Annotated in this window: 20 protein-coding genes; 10 read left to right on the top strand and 10 right to left on the bottom strand. The window is 61.9% G+C overall.

The window, feature by feature from the left end:
- Nucleotides 1–45: 45 nt before the first annotated feature.
- The 3 genes from QRN36_RS10540 to QRN36_RS10550 all read right to left on the bottom strand — a co-directional run bounded on the left by QRN36_RS10540 (nucleotide 46) and on the right by QRN36_RS10550 (nucleotide 1,851).
- Nucleotides 46–414, bottom strand: a complete 369-nt coding sequence (locus QRN36_RS10540) for a histone-like nucleoid-structuring protein, MvaT/MvaU family (protein ID WP_093458349.1) — start codon at nucleotides 412–414, stop codon at nucleotides 46–48.
- A gap of 232 nt (nucleotides 415–646) precedes the next feature.
- The gene (locus tag QRN36_RS10545) at nucleotides 647–928 is read right to left on the bottom strand and encodes a hypothetical protein (RefSeq protein WP_177182025.1); all 282 of its coding nucleotides are present in this window, start codon (nucleotides 926–928) and stop codon (nucleotides 647–649) included.
- Between the two features lie 173 nt (nucleotides 929–1,101).
- The gene (locus QRN36_RS10550; RefSeq protein ID WP_285424019.1) at nucleotides 1,102–1,851 is read right to left on the bottom strand and encodes an SDR family NAD(P)-dependent oxidoreductase; all 750 of its coding nucleotides are present in this window, start codon (nucleotides 1,849–1,851) and stop codon (nucleotides 1,102–1,104) included.
- 195 nt (nucleotides 1,852–2,046) lie between these two features.
- On the opposite strand from QRN36_RS10550, the gene QRN36_RS10555 reads away from it, so the two are divergent.
- Nucleotides 2,047–2,970, top strand: a complete 924-nt coding sequence (locus tag QRN36_RS10555; protein ID WP_285424078.1) for an AraC family transcriptional regulator — start codon at nucleotides 2,047–2,049, stop codon at nucleotides 2,968–2,970.
- Here QRN36_RS10555 and QRN36_RS10560 read toward each other — a convergent pair.
- From QRN36_RS10560 to QRN36_RS10570, 3 genes are read right to left on the bottom strand one after another with little or no spacing between them, the layout of a single operon-like run.
- Nucleotides 2,967–3,944 (bottom strand): trans-acting enoyl reductase family protein, encoded by a 978-nt coding sequence (locus tag QRN36_RS10560; protein WP_285424020.1) that lies wholly within the window; start codon nucleotides 3,942–3,944, stop codon nucleotides 2,967–2,969. The genes QRN36_RS10555 and QRN36_RS10560 overlap by 4 nt on opposite strands.
- Nucleotides 3,941–4,342 carry a VOC family protein gene (locus QRN36_RS10565; RefSeq protein WP_285424021.1) on the bottom strand — a complete coding sequence of 134 codons (402 nt, stop codon included), beginning with the start codon at nucleotides 4,340–4,342 and terminating at the stop codon, nucleotides 3,941–3,943. Before QRN36_RS10565 ends, QRN36_RS10560 begins: the two co-directional genes overlap by 4 nt.
- A gap of 16 nt (nucleotides 4,343–4,358) precedes the next feature.
- Nucleotides 4,359–5,102 (bottom strand): SDR family NAD(P)-dependent oxidoreductase, encoded by a 744-nt coding sequence (locus QRN36_RS10570; protein WP_285424022.1) that lies wholly within the window; start codon nucleotides 5,100–5,102, stop codon nucleotides 4,359–4,361.
- Between the two features lie 140 nt (nucleotides 5,103–5,242).
- Between QRN36_RS10570 and QRN36_RS10575 the strand changes: the two genes are divergently transcribed.
- From QRN36_RS10575 to QRN36_RS10585, 3 genes are all read left to right on the top strand, one after another.
- Nucleotides 5,243–6,133, top strand: coding sequence for an AraC family transcriptional regulator (locus QRN36_RS10575; protein WP_285424023.1), 891 nt, complete (start codon nucleotides 5,243–5,245; stop codon nucleotides 6,131–6,133).
- 199 nt (nucleotides 6,134–6,332) lie between these two features.
- Nucleotides 6,333–6,869, top strand: a complete 537-nt coding sequence (locus QRN36_RS10580; RefSeq protein WP_285424024.1) for a 2,4'-dihydroxyacetophenone dioxygenase family protein — start codon at nucleotides 6,333–6,335, stop codon at nucleotides 6,867–6,869.
- 90 nt (nucleotides 6,870–6,959) lie between these two features.
- Complete coding sequence (locus tag QRN36_RS10585) at nucleotides 6,960–7,862, top strand: LysR family transcriptional regulator (RefSeq protein ID WP_285424025.1); 903 nt, start codon at nucleotides 6,960–6,962, stop codon at nucleotides 7,860–7,862.
- 16 nt (nucleotides 7,863–7,878) lie between these two features.
- Here QRN36_RS10585 and QRN36_RS27555 read toward each other — a convergent pair whose 3' ends face one another.
- Nucleotides 7,879–8,514 carry a cupin domain-containing protein gene (locus QRN36_RS27555; protein ID WP_177182024.1) on the bottom strand — a complete coding sequence of 212 codons (636 nt, stop codon included), beginning with the start codon at nucleotides 8,512–8,514 and terminating at the stop codon, nucleotides 7,879–7,881.
- A 374-nt stretch (nucleotides 8,515–8,888) separates the two neighbouring features.
- On the opposite strand from QRN36_RS27555, the gene QRN36_RS10595 reads away from it, so the two are divergent.
- The 5 genes from QRN36_RS10595 (at nucleotide 8,889) to QRN36_RS10615 (ending at nucleotide 14,629) form a co-directional block, all read left to right on the top strand.
- Nucleotides 8,889–9,950: an ABC transporter substrate-binding protein gene (locus QRN36_RS10595; protein ID WP_285424026.1), complete on the top strand. Its 1,062-nt coding sequence runs from the start codon at nucleotides 8,889–8,891 to the stop codon at nucleotides 9,948–9,950.
- 164 nt (nucleotides 9,951–10,114) lie between these two features.
- The gene (locus QRN36_RS10600; RefSeq protein ID WP_093458342.1) at nucleotides 10,115–11,194 is read left to right on the top strand and encodes an ABC transporter ATP-binding protein; all 1,080 of its coding nucleotides are present in this window, start codon (nucleotides 10,115–10,117) and stop codon (nucleotides 11,192–11,194) included.
- A 10-nt stretch (nucleotides 11,195–11,204) separates the two neighbouring features.
- The gene (locus QRN36_RS10605; protein WP_373568727.1) at nucleotides 11,205–12,452 is read left to right on the top strand and encodes an ABC transporter permease; all 1,248 of its coding nucleotides are present in this window, start codon (nucleotides 11,205–11,207) and stop codon (nucleotides 12,450–12,452) included.
- Between the two features lie 5 nt (nucleotides 12,453–12,457).
- Nucleotides 12,458–13,282 (top strand): ABC transporter permease, encoded by an 825-nt coding sequence (locus tag QRN36_RS10610; RefSeq protein ID WP_093458340.1) that lies wholly within the window; start codon nucleotides 12,458–12,460, stop codon nucleotides 13,280–13,282.
- A 99-nt stretch (nucleotides 13,283–13,381) separates the two neighbouring features.
- Nucleotides 13,382–14,629 (top strand): aspartate aminotransferase family protein, encoded by a 1,248-nt coding sequence (locus tag QRN36_RS10615; RefSeq protein ID WP_285424027.1) that lies wholly within the window; start codon nucleotides 13,382–13,384, stop codon nucleotides 14,627–14,629.
- Between the two features lie 119 nt (nucleotides 14,630–14,748).
- Here QRN36_RS10615 and QRN36_RS10620 read toward each other — a convergent pair whose 3' ends face one another.
- Nucleotides 14,749–16,074, bottom strand: coding sequence for an APC family permease (locus tag QRN36_RS10620; protein ID WP_285424029.1), 1,326 nt, complete (start codon nucleotides 16,072–16,074; stop codon nucleotides 14,749–14,751).
- A 143-nt stretch (nucleotides 16,075–16,217) separates the two neighbouring features.
- Nucleotides 16,218–17,036 (bottom strand): carbon-nitrogen hydrolase family protein, encoded by an 819-nt coding sequence (locus QRN36_RS10625; protein WP_285424031.1) that lies wholly within the window; start codon nucleotides 17,034–17,036, stop codon nucleotides 16,218–16,220.
- A gap of 111 nt (nucleotides 17,037–17,147) precedes the next feature.
- Between QRN36_RS10625 and QRN36_RS10630 the strand changes: the two genes are divergently transcribed.
- Nucleotides 17,148–17,906, top strand: coding sequence for a helix-turn-helix transcriptional regulator (locus tag QRN36_RS10630; protein ID WP_285424033.1), 759 nt, complete (start codon nucleotides 17,148–17,150; stop codon nucleotides 17,904–17,906).
- A gap of 13 nt (nucleotides 17,907–17,919) precedes the next feature.
- Here the strand turns inward: QRN36_RS10630 and QRN36_RS10635 are convergent, their stop codons facing one another.
- Nucleotides 17,920–18,168 (bottom strand): hypothetical protein, encoded by a 249-nt coding sequence (locus tag QRN36_RS10635; protein ID WP_093458335.1) that lies wholly within the window; start codon nucleotides 18,166–18,168, stop codon nucleotides 17,920–17,922.
- Between the last annotated feature and the right edge of the window lie 16 nt (nucleotides 18,169–18,184).

Consider the following 18,184-nt stretch of genomic DNA (forward strand, 5'->3'; position numbering starts at 1 on the left):
TCGTCGGGGACTATTGTCCTCGAAGCGATGGCGAAAGCCTTGGCGTTACTTGGACAACCAGGACTCCACTTCGGCGCTGCCGTATTCGGCTTTCCAGGCTTTCAGCGTCTTGTGGTTGCCACCTTTGGTTTCTACCAGCTCGCCAGAATGCGGGTTTTTGTAGACCTTGACCGAACGCGCTTTGCGCGTCGACTTCTCGGCGACTGCAGGTGCGCCCTTGCGGCTGCCGGACTGCGGCTCGAGGATGCTGACGATTTCGCGCAGACTGAAGTTGTACTCGCCCAGCAAGTTACGCAGTTTGGTTTCGAACTCGATCTCCTTTTGAAGGCCGGAATCGTTCTTCAGCGTTTCAAGCTCCGCCAGTTGCGCGGCGAGCTGCTGTTCAAGTTTACGGAATTCGGCAAGGCGGGACATGTGTAGCTCCTGATATCGGTGAGTACCCACAACTCTAGTTGATCAGTGGTGCATATATCAATCACGGTTTTTGCGACGCCGGGAAACATTCACTCGATGACACCGGCACCTGACCGTTCATCGCGGATTATTTATTTTTGCAAACTCTTCTGCACACCGGATGAGTCACACACTGAGAGCAACTGGCAACCCTGCCAGCTTTGACCTTTGTTCATTCTTGCGAAGAGGCTTACTAGATGAAAAACAAGATGAGTTTTGCATTCGCGATCGCCGGCTTGACCTGCGCGCTGTCAATGCCGTTGATGGCCGCCACCAGCAGCACCGGCTCGGGCACTTCCAGTGGCAGCAGCACGAGCGGTTCGACGTCTGACAGTTCCTCGCGCCCAAGTGGCACCAACGGCGCCAACACCAATGGCACCGCGTTGCCCGGCTCCGGCGGCGAGGCCGGCAGCGGCGGTAACTCAAGCCCGGGCAACAAGACACCGTCCGGCGCAGGATCGAGCTCCGACAGCACGGGCACTTCCGGCACTCGCTCCGGCAGCGGTTCCTGATTCAGCGCTCAGACTGGCCAGACGTTCTGCCTGACGCTGGCCAGTCAGCTGCTTTGCCTGTCGTCCTGCTCGAATTCGCCTCTGCTTCGATTCGCCTTTGCTTCGACTAGCCTCTACTTCGATCAACCAAACGCGATCAATAGCCCACGCCCCGAACGCCGCCGGAGGCGCGAATGGATTCGCCGGTCACCCAATGCGCATCATCCGACGCCAGAAACAGCGCCAGCCCTGCGATGTCCTCAGGCTCGCCAAAGCGCCCTAACGGAGTGCCAGCAATCAACTTCTCGCCCAGCTCACCGGCAAAATGTCCGTCGGTCGCAGGCGTGTTGGTATGCCCCGGCAGAATCGAATTGACCCGAATCCCGCGCGGCCCCAGCTCTCTGGCCAGCGCGAAGGTCAATGTATCGACGGCGCCTTTTGTCGCGGAATAGACGCTGGACGCCAGGTACGGGTCAGTGCTGAGGATGGAACTGATGTTGATCACACTGCCTTTGGACGACAGCAACTTCACGCCTTCGCGAATCGCCAGCAAGTAGCCGAGTACGTTGAGGTTGAATTGCTTGTGGAATGCCTCTTCGGTCAGGTCATCGATGAGCTGGAACACCGCAACGCCAGCGTTATTGACCAGGATGTCCAGCGTGCCGAATTCACCCCGGATGGTCTCGAACAGGCGCACGACGTCCGCCTCGCGGCTCATGTCCGCTTGCACCGCCAAAGCCGACCCGCCGTTCGAGGCGATGTCAGCCACCACCGCCTCGGCCTCACGTCGACTGGAGGCGTAATTGACGATCACTGTCGCACCCTGCGCGCCCAGTGCCCGGGCGATGCCTGCGCCGATGCCTTTGGAGGCCCCGGTGACTAATGCGGTTTTTCCTTGAAGCTTCATGGCAACGACCTTCTGTTAAGTGAGAGTACCCGAGAGCGGCCCGTGGCCGCCCTGCACCTGCCGTCGCGAATCGACGCAGCGCATTGACCCAGTATTCGCTCATCGCTCTGGTGCAGCGTGCCGGTTTGTCGCGCATCCTTGCCTATTCTTCTCAAACGCTTGCGCGGCCTCGGCAACTGGCCCATGGTCGCAGACATGGAAAATGCACTGGCGGAACTGCGCAATCTGGTGATGCGCGCAAATGACAAATGGACCGACACCGGACTGCCGCGCGTGGCAATGGTCCGCGCTGAGGCGTGCGCCGATCAGGTCTATCCGCCGATGCTGCATCTGGTGCTGCAAGGCCGCAAAACCCTGTCGATCGCCGATGGCGTGCGGCGATATCCCGCAGGCAGCTACTTCGTGGTTTCAGTGGATGTGCCGGCGACCGGGCAGGTGCACGCCGAAGATCAAGACCAGCCTTACCTTGCGGTCAGCCTGACCCTGGACAGCGAGGTGATCGCCGCTTTGTTGCTGGACGAGGGCAAGGCCTCGAACGCGCCGGGCGATGGGTGTTTCGACGCGGTGACGGCGTCACCGGAAATGATCGGCGCGTGGCTGCGCATGATGCGTTTGATGGACCGTCCCGATGAAGCTGGCGTGCTCGCGCCCATGATCGAGCGGGAGATCCTCTTTCGCGCACTGCAGGGACCGTTGGGCGAAATGCTGCGCGACATGGCGCGGCCCGAAGGTCGCCTGGCGCAGATCCGCCGCGCCACGCACTGGATCCGCGAACATTACACCGAACCTTTCCGGGTAGAACCGCTGGCGGGCATGGCGGACATGAGCGTCGCGGCGTTTTACCGGCATTTCAGATCGGTGACCGGCATGACACCGATCCAGTATCAGAAGCGCTTGCGCCTGTTAAGGGCTCGCTGGCTGCTGTTGTTCGACACGTTGGACGCCACGTCCATCGCCTACACAGTGGGCTACGAGAGCGCATCGCAGTTCAGCCGTGAATACGCCCGCCTGTTCGGTCTGCCACCTGCGCGCGACGCCGCGCGATTCAAGATCCCGGCCGCGACATCACGCCCGGGCATTGAGGTGCCACCCCGACGTGAGCGCGCACGCCAGGGCTAATCGTCGCTGATAACGGTCCCTTCGATACATTCGGCAAAATCGCTGCCGAATACCCGTGCAGGGGTTTCGAAGCCAGGCTGCCGTTCGCCGATCAAGACGCGGCGCGCCGCTTCAATGGCCGACAGCGGCGTGAAGGTGTAACCGTTGACGGTCTCGATCACCGAACGCGAAACCGCGCCGTCTGCCGCCGTCACTTCGACCACTGCGCGAGCGCGATGGGCTTCGCGTTCGGCGGCCGTCGGCCCGTCGGGAAGCAACGCAAGGTCGCCTTGGGGAAACGCGTCAGCGGCAATATGCACGTACATGGCGATGTCAGGAATCTGCGTCGAATGCCAGGCCGTCACCAGATCGCCGAACGACAATGGCTCGCAGAGAACCGGACCGTCACCGAAATCGAACGGTTGCGCGGCTGCATCAGGGGTGGCCACCAGTTCACCGTCGACCCGCGCCATCACACCGGCGGCGACGATCTCGCCCACGCTCATGGCCGAGCCACGGGACATCGAACCCGGAACCTGCAGGGCAATGCGCAGTGCCCGCGGATCGGGCGTTCGCCGGGCCAACCGCACCGCCAGACTGTCGGTCGGCACGACATCCCAGCCGACACCCGGCATCAGCATCACGCCGGCTTCGCTGGCCAGGTCGCCCAGTCGCTCAGCCAGCCGGTAGACAGTGATCTCGGCCGTGATGTCCAGATAATCAACACCTGCCTCGATGCACGCCTGCATCAGGGCTGGCGCAGTATGGGCAAAGGGACCGGCAAAGTTGAGCAATACCCGAACACCGTCGAGGGCCTGCGTGGCACCGGAACTGGCCTCGAAGACGCGGTAGCCGACGCCCAGCTCTTCGGCCAGAGACGCCAGCGCCTGGCGATTGCGACCGGCGATTTCGAACGCCAGCCCGAGGTCTTTGGCGCGACGGGCGGCCATGCGCCCGGTGTAGCCGGTCGCTCCGTAAATGAGCAATGTATTCATGCGCCGTGCTGCCATTTCTTGTAGACGAATTCCAGGCTGTAGCCGTCCGGGTCGAGCACATTGCCGGCGTAATAATCCGGGTCGTAATGCACTCGCGCGCCGGGCGCGCCATTGTCCGTTGCACCGTTCGCCATGGCGGCGGCATACGCGGCCTGCACGTGCGCCTGGCTGTCGGCGACGAATCCCACGTGGGCGGCGCGACCTTCCACCACGCCCTCGCGCAGCCAGAAAAACATCCGGCCGTTGGCGCCGAAACCCTTGAGGTCCGGATGGCCAGGCGGGCCATCCTTGCCGTCGTAATCCAGCCGGGCAGTGATGCCCAGCGGCGACAGCGTCGCTTCGTAAAATGCAACGGATCGGGCGATGTCGCTGACCGTCAGAAAAATATGATCCAGCATGTGTTTCCCCTCGTTGTCAGATGATGTAGCCGCCCGCGACTTCCAGGGTCTGCGCGTTGATCCACGCGCCCTCTTCGCTCAACAACATGACGATGACACGCGCCACGTCATCGGGCTCGCCGACACGGCCGAGTGCCGTCTGCGAAGCCAGCAAGGCTTCGAATTCGTCTGTGAGTCCGCCACCCAGATCGGTGCGGATGGCACCCGGTGAAACGGCATTGGCACGGATGCGTCGTTCGCCGAACTCCTTGGCCATGTACCGGGTGAGGACATCCAGTCCACCTTTGAACGCCGCATACGGCGCGACGCCTGCGGTGGCCACCCGCGTCGTGGCACTGGTGAGGTTGACGATGCTGGCCTGCTCCGCCAGCAACGGCAGCAAGGCCTGCGTGAGGAAAAACGGGCCCTTGAGGTGCACGCCGAACAGGCCGTCGAATTGCGCCTCGGTGACCGATTCAAGCGGATTGAACAGCCCGTAACCCGCGTTATTGACCAGCCCGGTCAGGCTGTCGACGCCCCAATGCTTGTTCAATGTGTCGACGAGCGTTGCCCGAAACGCTGCAAAGCTGCCGGTGTCGGCGACATCGAGTTTGAGCGCGACGGCCTTGCCACCGGCGTCCTCGATGCTGCGCACGACATCTGCCGCCGCCTCTGGCTGATCGTTGTACGTCAGGATGACGCCCATGCCGCGCTGGGCGGCCAGTCTGGCGGTGCTGGCGCCGATGCCACGGCTGCCTCCGGTAATGACGATGACGCCCATGATGCTCTCCACGAGGGTTGCTGAAAGAGCGTTCACGGTAGGCGTATCGGCACCGGCGGACGCAACCGTTCCTGCCCCGATCCTGCCTGTTTCTGCTTTTCACTTGCGCCTGTGCTCACGCAGCCGTCAGCATGGCGGCCATGGAAAATCAACTGAATGAACTTCGCACACTGACTGCCGCCGCTGAGAACCGTCTCACCGAGACCGGCATACCGCGTGTCGCCATGGTCCAGGGGAAGATCCCGGAACACCTGCTGGCTGCGGTGTACGACCCGATGATCAACCTGATTCTGCAGGGCAGTAAGAGCATGACGGTGGGCGACCGGACCCTGCGTTACGATCCGGCCACCTACTTTGTGATGTCCATCGAACTGCCGGCCATCGGCACGGTGCACCCTGCCGCGACCGGTGAACCTTATCTGGCGGTCAGCCTCACGCTGGATCCGGTGATCCTCGCGACGTTGCTCGCGGACCTGCCTGAACCTGCCTCACGCCACGACAGCGACCCCGGATTCTCGGTGGCGGCAGTGACCCCGGAACTGATGGACGCCTGGGTGCGCATGTTGCGCCTGATGGGCGATCCCGATGCGATCACGGCGCTGGCGCCAGCCTATGAACGCGAAATCCTGTTTCGCGTTCTGCAGGGCCCGCACGGCTGGATGCTGCGGGAAATCGCGGCACCGGACACCGCCATGGCCCGCGTGAACAAGGCCATTCAGTGGATTCGCCGGGACTTCGCTCAGCCGCTCCGGGTGGAGCATCTGGCGCAGCGCGCGGCCATGAGCGTGTCGGCGTTTCATCGCCACTTCAAGGCCGTGACCACGCTCAGTCCGTTGCAATATCAAAAACGCGTGCGCCTGCTTCAGGCCCGCACATTGATGGTGGGCAGCGCCAGAAGCGTAACGGCCGCCGCGTATGAGGTGGGTTATGAAAGCCCGACACAGTTCAGCCGGGATTACGCCAAGGTGTTTGGCCTGCCGCCGGGACGCGATGCCGGAAGGATCGTCCAGGAAAGCCGGGGGCGGGCCTGAGCTAGCGCTGTATCTTTCCGCTCGCTGGCTGCGCTCATCCGGCAAACCGATAACCTGATCAGCCCTTCTGCTGTGACGTGCGTTCACAGCCACTGTGCCCGCCGGAAGGTTCTCCCGAAGACGTTGCTGGCCTACTCTGTTCTCGACCCGGCCATTCAAGTCGCCGGGACTTTCGATAATCGACCGTGGAAGCAGACCGATGAGCACGCCCACCAAGCCAGACGAACTCGCGATTCCCTATCAACTGCCACAAGTGCCGTTCATGACGCCGGACATGGTTCACCCCGGCGTCCTGACCGACTGGCTGGAAGATGACGCGCTCTGGGTGCCGGTCACCGCATCGGTGTCCTTCAAGCCACTGTTGCTGAGCACCACCGGTGGTTACTACATCAACCTGCTGCGCGTCCGTCAGAGCGGTGTGCTGTCCCGCCATCGTCACAGCGGCGGCGTTCATGCGCTGGTGCTGAAGGGCCGCTGGTACTACCTGGAGCACGACTGGGTCGCCGAACAGGGTTCGTTTGCCTACGAACCGCCGGGCGAGACCCACACCCTGTTCGTGCCTGAAGGCGTCGATGAGATGATTACCTGGTTTCACGTTCAGGGCGGCTACACCTACGTCGATCCGCAAGGTGTCGCGGTGGGCTACGAAGACGTGTTCACCAAGCTGGAAGCGGCGCGCAAGCATTACGCCTCGCTGGGCTTGCCGGACGACTATATCCAGCGGTTCATTCGCTGATATCTGCGTCCGGAGCGCAGGGCGAGCGTTGTTCGAAGGGTTGATTGCTGGCAGGCTGCGTGACGATCGCAGCCTGTCACGAGCGTGCAAATGGACAATTATTCTCAGATGCTGGCCTTCATGTGGGCGACCGAACATGGCAGCTTTTCAGCGGCTGCACGGGCCAACGGCCTGACGCCCTCGGCCATCAGCAAGCTGATCACGCGGCTCGAGGACCGGCTGCAGGTGCGACTGTTCCAGCGAGGCAACCGAACCCTGACGCTGACCGACGAAGGTGCAGCCTACCGGGTGAGCGCGCGGGCAGTGATCAACGCCATGGCCGAGGCCGACTCGCTGGCGCAGGCGTTCCCGGATCGGGTGAGCGGCGCCTTGCGTATCCACACGATGACGACGTTCGCCAAGCATCAGATCCTGCCCTGGCTGCCTGACTTTCTGGCGGCCTACCCCGGCTTGACCGTCGATGTGCAGGTTGGCCCGCAATACGTTGACCTGTTCGATCAGGGCCTGGACATCGCCATCCACAGCGGCGGCCTGCCCGACTCCTCGAGAGTCGCGCGCAAGATCGGGGAAAGCGCGTGGGTCACGTGCGCGTCAGCGGAGTATCTGGCGCGCCGGGGAACGCCAACCCGGCCTGACGAGCTGCTCGGGCATGACTGCTTCAATTTCGGCTTTCACAGTGCGTGGAACAATTGGCAATTCCTCAGCCCGGAGGGCGTGATCCGCACGATTCCGATCACGCCCAAGGCCGTGTTCTCGCAGGGTGACCTGTTGCGGGAAATGGCCTTGAGCGGCGCAGGAATCGTCAGGCTGGCGCAGTTCCACATCGGCGCCGATCTCCGCGAGGGCCGTCTGATCCCTCTGCTGACTGACTTCAGCGTGCCTGACCAGGAGCCGCTTTATCTGATCTATTCGAACAGGAAACACTTGAGCCCGCGCATTCGGGTGTTCCGTGATTTTCTGGAAGACCGGCTCAAGGCGCAGCCGTGGGCATGAGCATGGGCCGAGAGCATCAGAAGGTCGGAGGCGAGACCGCGCTGACCACTACGCACACTTCATCGAACGGGTTGCGCATGCGGTGTGGCAAGCGACTGTCGAAATAATAGGCGTCGCCAGGCGACAGCACGCGCACCTCATCGCCGACGGTCATTTCCAGCCGGCCTTCGATGATGATGCCGCCCTCCTCGGCTTCGTGAGAGTAAAGCTCTTCGCCTTCCTGGCCGGTGTCGGCACCGGGTTCGTAGCGCTCGTGCAGGATCATCATCGAGCTGTTGGCCAGGTTCGCGCCCACTTGTCGGTACGACAGCATCTTGCCGTCCGCGAGTTCGACCAGTTCGCTGGCTTTGTAGAACACCGCGCGGTCGACCACCGCCGAATCCGAAAAGAACACGCTGAGGGTGACGTTCAGTGGCTTGAGCAAGCGCTTGAGGATACTCACCGAAGGGCTGGATTTGTCGCGTTCGATGATCGACAACGTGGCATGCGGTACGCCCGCCAGCTCAGCCAGCCCACGGATCGAAAGACCGCGACTCTGGCGCAGGGCCTTGAGGCGCTCGCCCACCGAGGCGCTGTCTTCAGGGGTTATCGGCTCTTCAGGCGGCTCTTCCGGCGCGTGGGGGTTGCGGCTGATCGCCGGTGTATCGGTCACGGATTTTTCCTCGAATGAACGCTGCCCGGTACGGCGTGCGGCGTCTGGATGTGCAGGCGGCAAGGCTGAATGAACGGCCAGCGGCGCACCTTGTTGGGTATTTCGCACCAACACGGCTCGGCTGACAAGCGCAAAAGTAACAAGCCATGACGGGGCGATGTGCCCATGGCGCGCCCCGCAAAAAGCGCGGGCAAACCGGACGCGCAGGACGGCCCCGGTGAATATCGGGTGTCGGGCGAGGAAAATCAATCGCTTACCGAACGCAGGCAGTTCGGATTTCAGGATGGCGCCAGCAAATAAAACTTGCTTCGCAGATTTCGCAGTGGTAAATATTTTTACCACCCACACACACATCATCTGCGTCGAGGTTTCAAATGCACAAGAAGCACAAGCCGTGCCACGCTCTAGCCGCTCTCGCGTTTGCCGTTGCCGGGCTGGCCGTTGCCCAGTCTGCAAGCGCTCGCGACCTGACCATCGTGTCCTGGGGCGGAAACTTCCAGGACGCACAGCGGGAGATCTTCTTCAAACCGTTTGGCGAGCAGACCGGCAAGAAAGTCCTCGACCAGAGCTGGGACGGTGGCGTTGGAGTGCTCGACGCCAAGGTGAAAGTGGGCAACCCGAACTGGGACGTTGTCGAAGTCGAGGCCGAGGACCTCGCGCTGGGTTGCGATTCCGGGCTCTATGAAAAAATCGACTGGGCAAAGATCGGCAACAAGGCCGACTTCATTCCTGAAGCGGTAAACGATTGCGGGGTCGGCGCCATCGTGTGGAACACCGGCGTGGCCTGGGACGCCGACAAACTGAAAACCGCGCCGACCTCGTGGGCCGACTTTTTCGACACCCGCAAATTCCCCGGCAAACGTGGCCTGCGCAAAGGCCCGAAATACTCCCTGGAATTCGCCCTGATCGCGGACGGCGTGAAGCCTGCAGACGTGTATAAGGTGCTGCGCACGCCCGAAGGCGTCGACCGCGCCTTCAACAAGCTGAACAGCATCAAATCCAGCATCGTCTGGTGGGAAGCCGGCGCCCAGCCGCTGCAGATGCTGTCCGCCGGCGACGTGGTCATGAGCTCGGCCTACAACGGTCGCATCACCGGCTTCAACCGCAACGAAGGCAAGCACTTCCAGTTCCTCTGGAACGGCAGTGTCTCGGCGATCGACTCCTGGACCGTGCTCAAGGGCAGCGAGAACAAGGCCGCCGCGATGGACTTCATTGCGTTTGCAAGCAAGCCGGAAAACCTGTCGAAACTGCCGAAGTTCATTGCCTACGGCTTGCCCAACAAGAAAGCCAATGACCTGGTGCCTGCGGACCTGAAGGCCGATCTTCCCACCACTCCGGACAACCTCGCCGCTGCGCTGCCGCTGGACGTCGAGTTCTGGGTCGACAACACCGAGTCGCTGACCGAGCGTTTCAACGCCTGGATCGCGCAGAAGTAACGCTCGATTCGCCGCCGCCCGTTTCAGGGCGGCGGCTTCACACTTGAAGGATTGCCACCTCGCGTCGCTCGCGAAGTGCGACCTCGGATTGCTCTTCATTTTGCGGGAACAGGCAGATGAGCAGCGACGACAGACCCTGCCTACTCCCTGAATGAGGCCGCGACATGCAACATCTGGTCAGTTTCAAGAACATTCAAAAGACCTACGACGGCTTCCGACCTGTCGTCAAAGACCTCAACCTAGACATCAAGGAAGGCGAGTTCGTCACCCTGCTCGGTCCCTCCGGCTCAGGCAAGACCACCAGCCTGATGATGCTCGCCGGGTTCGAAACGCCCACGCAGGGCGAGATATTTCTCAAAGACAAGCCGTTGCATAACCTGCCGCCGCACAAGCGCGACATCGGCATGGTGTTCCAGAACTACGCGCTGTTTCCGCACATGACCATCGAGGAAAACCTCGCGTTTCCGCTGTCGGTGCGCAAGATGAACCGCATCGAGCGTGCGGAAAAAGTCCGTCGCGCGCTGGACATGGTCAGGCTTGAAGCCTTCGCCAAGCGTTATCCGGCGCAATTGTCCGGCGGTCAGCAGCAACGTGTCGCGCTGGCTCGCGCATTGGTCTTCGAGCCCAAGCTGGTGCTGATGGACGAACCGCTCGGCGCGCTGGACAAGCAGCTGCGCGAACACATGCAGCTGGAGATCAAACACCTGCACAAACAGCTGGGCCTGACCGTGGTGTACGTCACCCATGATCAGAGCGAAGCGCTGACGATGTCCGACCGTGTGGCGGTGTTCAACGATGGCGTGATCCAGCAGATCGACAGCCCCGCCGCCATTTATGAAAACCCGACGAAAACCTTCGTCGCGCAATTCATCGGCGAGAACAACACGCTCAACGGCACCGTGCTTGCGCAGGATGCCAGCCACTCCAGCGTACGCCTAAAGGACGGCAGCGTGGTGCAGGCCATCACCGTCACCGCAGCGAAGCCGGGTGAGTCCGTGACCCTGTGCATCCGCCCTGAGCGGGTCCTCGTCAGCCCCGCCGGCAGCACGCCGTTGACCGCGCGCATTCGCGAATACATCTACCTGGGCGACCACGTGCGCATGATCACCGAAATCGCCGGCCAGCCCGACTTCATGATCAAGCTGCCAGCGACCCGGATGGACCCCGGCTGGACCGTGGGCAGCAGCATTTCCCTTGCATGGGCGCCCGAGCACATCCGTGCGCTCGACGTCCTTGCTCACTGAGGCGCCGATCATGAGCCAGAGCGCCATTGTGCTGCAGCACGACGAGGACAGCGCCGACCTGATGGCGAAGCTGAAACGGTCCCGACGCGCGTATACGTTCAGATCCCTGGCGTTGATCGCCCCCCTGTTTCTGTTTGTGCTGGTGTGCTTCGCGTTCCCGATCGGCACGATGCTCAGTCGCAGTGTCGACAACCCTGACGTGAACCTGGCCATGCCGGCCACCACTACCGCGTTGAGCGCATGGAAGGGCCATGCCCTGCCGGATGAAAGCACCTACGCCGCGCTGATCAAGGACCTGGCCGACGCCAGGGAAAACGGTCAGATCCTGGCGCTGAGCAAACGCCTGAGCTATGAAATTCCCGACTACCGCGCGGTCATCACCAAGACGTTGCGCAAGCTGCCAGATGAAAACGTCGCGTCGAAACGCCAGGCCCTGATCGACGTCGACAAAGCCTGGGGCGATCTTACCTATTGGAAGGCCCTCAAACAGGCTTCGGCCAAACTGACGCCTTATTACCTGCTGGCCTCGCTCGATCATCGCATCGACCCAGCCTCGGGCAGCCTCGTCAAGGCGGATGCCAACCAGTCGATCTACGTCGATATCTTCGCCCGTACGTTCTACATCGGCGCCATCGTCACGGTGCTCTGCCTGCTGCTCGGGTTTCCCGTCGCGTACTGGCTGGCGACGCTGCCGGAAGGCAAAAGCAATCTGCTGATGATCTGCGTGCTGCTGCCGTTCTGGACCTCGTTGATCGTACGCACGGCGGCGTGGATCGTGCTGCTGCAATCGGACGGGCTGATCAATCGCACGCTGATGTTCTTCGGCATCGTCGATTCCCCTCTTCAACTGGTGTTCAACCGCACCGGCGTGATCATCGCCATGACCCACGTGCTGTTGCCGTTCATGATCCTGCCGCTGTACAGCGTGATGAAAAGCATCCCGTCCAATTACGTGCGTGCGGCCATTTCGCTGGGCGCGCACCCGTTCGTGGCGTTCTGGCGCGTGTACGTGCCGCAGACCTTTGCAGGACTGGCCGCCGGCGGACTGCTGACGTTCATCCTCGCCATCGGCTATTACGTGACCCCGGCGCTGGTCGGCGGCGCGGCCGATCAGATGGTCAGTTATTTCGTCGCGTTCTACACCAATAAAACCGTGAACTGGGGCATGGCTTCCGCCCTGGGCAGCCTGCTGCTGATCGCCACCCTGTTGCTCTACGGTGTTTACGGCAAGCTCACCAACACGACTCAGGCGAGGTAATCGACATGCTGCAACCCTACGCATCCCCTGCCGAAAAACTCGCCCGTTTTGGGCTGGTGTCTGCCTCGATTCTGATCCTGCTGTTTCTGATCGTGCCGATCCTGGTGATCATTCCGCTGTCGTTCAACGCATCCTCGTTCCTCACCTACCCCATGGACGGGTTTTCCTTGCGCTGGTATCAGGAGTTGATGGCCTCCGCGGAGTGGCGGCAAGCGTTCAGCAACAGCTTCATCATCGCCCCGGGCGCGACCCTGCTGGCCATGATTTTCGGCACCATGGCCTCGGTGGGTCTGTGTCGTGGCAACTTCCGCTTCAAGAGCGTGGTCATGGCTTTTCTGATCTCGCCGATGATCGTGCCGTTGATCATCGTCGCGGTCGGGCTGTATTTCTTCTTCGCCAGACTGCAGTTGCTCAACAGCTACCTGGGCCTGGTGCTGGCCCACGCCATGCTCGGCGTGCCGTTCGTGGTCATCACCGTCAACGCCACCCTGCAGGGCTTCAACACCAACCTCAGTCGCGCGGCGGCCAGCCTTGGCGCACCGCCGCTGACGGTGTTCTTCCGGGTAGTGCTGCCGTTGATTGCGCCGGGGGTCATTTCAGGCGGGCTGTTCGCCTTCGCCACCTCGTTCGATGAGGTGGTGGTGACGCTGTTCCTCGCCAGCCCCTCACAACGCACCCTGCCGCTGCAAATGTTTGCCGGCATTCGGGAAAACATCAGCCCGAACATTGCCGCGGTCGCCACCATCATGGTCGTGCTGTCCGTGCTGATGCTGCTGACGCTGGAGGTGCTGCGCCGGCGCAATGAGAAGCTCAAGGTCAAACAACAATAAATCGGTAATCGCGTCCCTCGGGACGCATTGCAACATCACATGCTGCCTTCCGGGCCATTCCCGGACGGCGCACTACTGTCCGGATTTCAGAGGTTGAGAATGGCTAATCTAGTGGGCGATGTATCCAGTGCCGCGCGCATCCTGCCGGAGCTGAACGGCGAGAAACTGTTCATTCGCAAGGGCAAGGGCGCCTGGCTCTGGGACGACAACGGGCGCCGGTATATCGACACCGCGCTGGGCTTTGGCGCGGTATTGCTCGGCCATGCCGATGACAGGGTCAACGCTGCGGTGACCGAGGCGCTCGGCGACAGCGCAGCGCCCTCCTGGGCTCACGTGCGCGAACATGCGGCCGCCACGGCACTGGCGGCGCACACCGGCCAGTTGACGAAAGTGATGTTCACCAACTCCGGCAGCGAAGCGGTGCACCTGGCGTGTCGGGCGGCGCGCGCTTACACCGGTCGCGGCAAGATCGCCAAGATGGCCGCCGGTTTCGATGGCTGGTTCGACGACGTGAGTTTCGGCAACGTGACCTCGGACGAGGCGCATTTCGCAGACGGCGAACGCCCTTCCACCCCACGCACGACCTTGCTGCGCTTCAACGACTTCGATGATGTCGAGCGGCTGTTCGCCGAGGACGCCGACATTGCCGCGGTGATACTGGAGCCGATGCTGGCGAACGCCGGGTGCATCATGCCGCTGCCGGGTTACCTGAAACACGTACAGGCGATCGCCCACGCACACGGTGCCCTGGTGATCTGCGATGAAGTGCTGATGGGCTTTCGCCTGCACGCTGGCCTGGCCGGACTGCTGGACGGACTGGACCCTGACCTGGCCAGCGTCGGCAAGGCCATCGGCAATGGCGTGCCGGTCTCAGCAGTGGTCGGCAAGCCGCACATCCTTGCGGGATTCGAGGAAGGTCGCGTGGCCCGGGGGGGAACCTTCAGTGGCAACCCGCTGGCCTGCGCTGCGGTGAGCAGCACCCTGGCGTTACTGGATCAGAGCGACTATGCGCAACTGATCCGCCGGGGTGAAGCGTTGCGTGCCGCCGTGGAAAGCCTTTTCAAAGCCCAAGGCATCACGGTGACCACCAGCGGCTATGGCAATGTTTTCGGCATCTGGCGTGCCGCGACTGCACCGGTTACCTACGAACAGGCATCGCGTATTGCCAATCCTGCCTTCAGCAAAGCCCTGCACCTGGCCCTGCGCGAGGCCGGTGTCCTGATGATGCCCTCCCCTTATGGGCGCATTTACATCTCGTTCGAGCACGACGATGAAGTGATCGAAGCGATGAAGCTGGCGTTCGACAAAGCCGCAAGAAACCTCAGCGCTCTGTTCGCAGACGCATGAAAAGACAAATGCGCAGGTCAGTCGACACCCTGTCACTGAACCTGCGCATTCGTCCGGTCGCATCCGCACCACGCGGGCGGTAAGCGGTCAGCACCGACCTACCGCCCGACTGTATTTTCTCAGATGGCGTCTTCCAGCGTCAGCTCCGGCGGTTGACGGCGCAGCCCACCGGTCAGGTAGATCAGATAAACGAAGCCGATGGCCAACCACGACAGGCCCAGTTCGACGGCGTTGGCGTCCAGGCTGAACATCAGCCACAGGTCCGCCGCCATCCCCGCCAGCGGCAACAGGACGTAAAGAACCAGCGCTTTGAGGCCGCGTCGCTTTTGCCCGATCCAGTAATGGAAGATGACTGAAAGGTTGACCAGGATGAAGGTCAGAAACGCGCCAAAGTTGATGAACGAGGTCGAGGTCGTCACGTCCATCTTCAGCGCCAGTAATGCAACCACCGCGCTGAGCAGGATGCAGCCGACCGGCGTGCCGAAGCGTGGCGACAGGTAGCCGAAGAAGCCCTTGGGCAAGACCGAGTCCCGACCCAGCACGTAAAGCAGGCGCGATCCGCTGGCCTGAGCAGCGATGCCCGAGGTGAACTGGCCGATCACCAGGCCGATGAGGAAGATCGACACGAAGACATCGCCGCCGATGTTCTTCGCGATCTCGTACGCCGCCGAATCGACATTGGCAAATTGCAGCGAGGGCTGAGCGACCTGCACCACGTAGGAAGTGCCGACGAAAATCAGCCCGCCAATCAGCGTCACCCACAGAATCGCCCGTGGCATGTTGCGCTCCGGGTCATGGGTTTCCTCGGTCAACGTACTCACGGCGTCGAAACCCAGATAGGAATAACAGGCGATCGCCGCGCCACTCATGATCATCGACCACTGCACGCCGCCACTGGCGAACGGCGCCAGGGTGAACAGTGGCCTGGAAGGATCTCCCAGGGTGTAGTGAATGCAGAGCGCGATGAAGGCTGCGAGAATCAGCACCTGCACCAGCAACAGCAGCACGTTTACGGCCGTGGCGATCTTCAACCCCAGGATATTGATCACCGTCGTCAGCGCGATGAACGCCAACAACCAGATGAACTGCGGCACCGCCGGGAATGCCGAGTTCAGGTACGCGGTGCCGATCAGCCAGATCGCCATGGGCAGGAACAGGTAATCCAGCAGGATCGCCCAGCCGGTCATGAAGCCAAGCCGGGCATCGATGGCTTTTCTCACGTACGTATACGATGAGCCCGACACCGGGAAAGCCTTGGCCATGTGCGCGTAGCTGATGGCGGTCAGGAGCATCGCCACCAGCGCGGCGAGGTACGCCATGGGCACGTGCCCGTCGCTGGACTGCGCGAGAATGCCAAAGGTGCCCAGGACAATGATCGGGGTCATCAGACCTACGCCGAAGATGACCAGGGTGCCGAGTGACAACGTGCGTTTCAAATGAGCCATTAGCGTCTCCGATGATGTTTTTAGTCGTCCGCACGAGGCGAGCCGGATAGTGGGCAGTGGCAAGGCGTGAACAGCTTGTAATTATTCGACGCAGCGTGCGCAAGGCGCGCCCGCTGCGGTGCTCGGTAACGACGGCATCAGGCTCAGGGCGAAATCAGCAAGTCGCGGCGCTCGCCGGTTTCGATGACCTCGCCACGCAGGCGCATGCGTTGATGGCGATCGTAGATGTAGGGCTCGCGGGCCTTGGCCAGCAGGTTCATGTCCAGGGTCAGTCGCAGGGTGGCTTCGTCACGGCCGGCTTCCACCAACAGGTCGCCGAACGGGTCGACCACCGCACTGCCACCGGCAAACACCAGGTTGTCATCGCCTGCGCCGACGCGGTTGACCATCACGGCAAACGCCTGGTTTTCCAACGCCCGCGCCATTACACAGGTGCGGTGCGTCGGCCCGTACGGATCAAAGTTGCCGTTGGTGACAAGCAGCAGTTGCGCACCCAGTTGACCCAGTGCGCGTGCAGGTTCGGGGAATTCGATGTCGTAACAGATCAGCAAGCCGACACGCACGCCCCGCCACAGCACCGTGGACATCCGGTCGCCGGCTTCGAAGACATCGCGCTCGCCCGACCACAGATGCGTCTTGCGGTAATGCAGCGCGACGCCGTGTTCGGGGGTGATGAGCACCGTGGTATTGAAGTACCGGCCCTCATGAACCTCGGCGAAGCCCACGGCGACGGCGATGTTACGCGCCTTCGCCGCCTGATGGACCTGCGCCATCATCGGCCCGTCAAGCGGCTCGGCAAGGCGGGCGACGTTATCGCGGGTAGGAAATCCCGTGAGGTAGGTTTCCGGCAACACCAGAAGCTCGGTGTCGCTGGCACAGCCTTCGATCAGCGCCAGGGTGCGCGCAAGGTTGTACGGCACATCCCCGTCGCGGCCGGTGACCTGGGCAAGTTCTACATTCATGCATGGCTCTCCACAAAATTCCGGCTGCTGCCGGCCTCATTCCGTAGGGTATTATCAATGCCTGCCGCCCGAGGGGTAATCACACATCAAGGGTAATCCCAAGGAGTGACAATGACGCCGACGCTGCAGGAGATTGCCTGGCATCGAACGTTTGGAATTCTGATTGGCGCCATCGGCCAGCCGAACTTCTGGCAGACGGTGGTGAGAAGGGTGAGCGACGTCTTGCACTTCGATAACTGGGTCGCGCTGCTGTTCGAGGACGGGCGACCTTACCTGCTGGACGAATCACCTGCCGAGGATGGCGGTCCGGACCCCTTGTTTCAGGACTACCTGCGCGGCATTTATCTGATCGATCCGTTTTACCGGGTCAATTGCGAGCAGGCGCAAAGCGGGCTGTTTCAGTTGCGCGACGTGGCCCCCGACTGCTTCGAGCAGACCGAGTATTACCAGCGCTACTTCCACCTCAACGTGGTGGCCGACGAAATCCAGTTCAACTGCCGCATCGATGAACGCCGCCTGGTGTGTCTGTCGTTTGGCTCGCGCACGTCCATCAGTAACGATGAAGTCGCGCACCTGGCGCTGTTTCAGCCGTGGATGGAAGCCTTGATCGACCAGCACATTGCCCGCAGCCCGCAGGCCGAGGCACCGCTGCGCACGCCGTCGCATCATGGTCTGGAAACCCTGCGCGCGACGTTGACGCCCAGAGAGTTCGATATCTGTCAGTTGATGCTCAGCGGCCATTCGAGCAAGCGCATCGCAGACTTGCTGGTGATTTCGGTAGACACGGTGAAGACCCATCGCCGCCACATCTACAGCAAGCTGGGCATCAACACGCAGTCAGAGCTGTTTTCGTCGCTGCTGTCGCCCTGAGGCCGACGTCCGTTCAGTCAGGCTTGATCACGCCGGTCATGGCCGTGAACGTGCTTTGCTTGTGCTGGACTTTGTCGAGGATGTCCGCCGGGGTGGATTCGCGGAACACCACCATGTGGCCCACTTCCTCGCCGCCTTCGGTCACGCGCTCGATGTCGTTGATCATCCAGGTCTTCAGCTCGTCCGGGGTCAGGCCGAGTTCGGCCGCGACGCGTTGGTGAAGGCGTTCGGCATCGTATTGATTGAATTGATCGTTGTTCATCTGACGGTCTCCGCAT

The organism is Pseudomonas sp. efr-133-TYG-103a (assembly GCF_030209235.1).
GTDB lineage: Bacteria > Pseudomonadota > Gammaproteobacteria > Pseudomonadales > Pseudomonadaceae > Aquipseudomonas.

Coding starts and splice junctions, on each gene's coding strand:
- QRN36_RS10540 (WP_093458349.1), bottom strand. CDS start 414: ATGTCCCGCCTTGCCGAATTCCGTAAACTTGAACAGCAGCTCGCCGCG.
- QRN36_RS10550 (WP_285424019.1), bottom strand. CDS start 1,851: ATGAAGCTTCAAGGAAAAACCGCATTAGTCACCGGGGCCTCCAAAGGC.
- QRN36_RS10555 (WP_285424078.1), top strand. CDS start 2,047: ATGGAAAATGCACTGGCGGAACTGCGCAATCTGGTGATGCGCGCAAAT.
- QRN36_RS10560 (WP_285424020.1), bottom strand. CDS start 3,944: ATGAATACATTGCTCATTTACGGAGCGACCGGCTACACCGGGCGCATG.
- QRN36_RS10565 (WP_285424021.1), bottom strand. CDS start 4,342: ATGCTGGATCATATTTTTCTGACGGTCAGCGACATCGCCCGATCCGTT.
- QRN36_RS10570 (WP_285424022.1), bottom strand. CDS start 5,102: ATGGGCGTCATCGTCATTACCGGAGGCAGCCGTGGCATCGGCGCCAGC.
- QRN36_RS10575 (WP_285424023.1), top strand. CDS start 5,243: ATGGAAAATCAACTGAATGAACTTCGCACACTGACTGCCGCCGCTGAG.
- QRN36_RS10580 (WP_285424024.1), top strand. CDS start 6,333: ATGAGCACGCCCACCAAGCCAGACGAACTCGCGATTCCCTATCAACTG.
- QRN36_RS10585 (WP_285424025.1), top strand. CDS start 6,960: ATGGACAATTATTCTCAGATGCTGGCCTTCATGTGGGCGACCGAACAT.
- QRN36_RS10595 (WP_285424026.1), top strand. CDS start 8,889: ATGCACAAGAAGCACAAGCCGTGCCACGCTCTAGCCGCTCTCGCGTTT.
- QRN36_RS10600 (WP_093458342.1), top strand. CDS start 10,115: ATGCAACATCTGGTCAGTTTCAAGAACATTCAAAAGACCTACGACGGC.
- QRN36_RS10605 (WP_373568727.1), top strand. CDS start 11,205: ATGAGCCAGAGCGCCATTGTGCTGCAGCACGACGAGGACAGCGCCGAC.
- QRN36_RS10610 (WP_093458340.1), top strand. CDS start 12,458: ATGCTGCAACCCTACGCATCCCCTGCCGAAAAACTCGCCCGTTTTGGG.
- QRN36_RS10615 (WP_285424027.1), top strand. CDS start 13,382: ATGGCTAATCTAGTGGGCGATGTATCCAGTGCCGCGCGCATCCTGCCG.
- QRN36_RS10620 (WP_285424029.1), bottom strand. CDS start 16,074: ATGGCTCATTTGAAACGCACGTTGTCACTCGGCACCCTGGTCATCTTC.
- QRN36_RS10625 (WP_285424031.1), bottom strand. CDS start 17,036: ATGAATGTAGAACTTGCCCAGGTCACCGGCCGCGACGGGGATGTGCCG.
- QRN36_RS10630 (WP_285424033.1), top strand. CDS start 17,148: ATGACGCCGACGCTGCAGGAGATTGCCTGGCATCGAACGTTTGGAATT.
- QRN36_RS10635 (WP_093458335.1), bottom strand. CDS start 18,168: ATGAACAACGATCAATTCAATCAATACGATGCCGAACGCCTTCACCAA.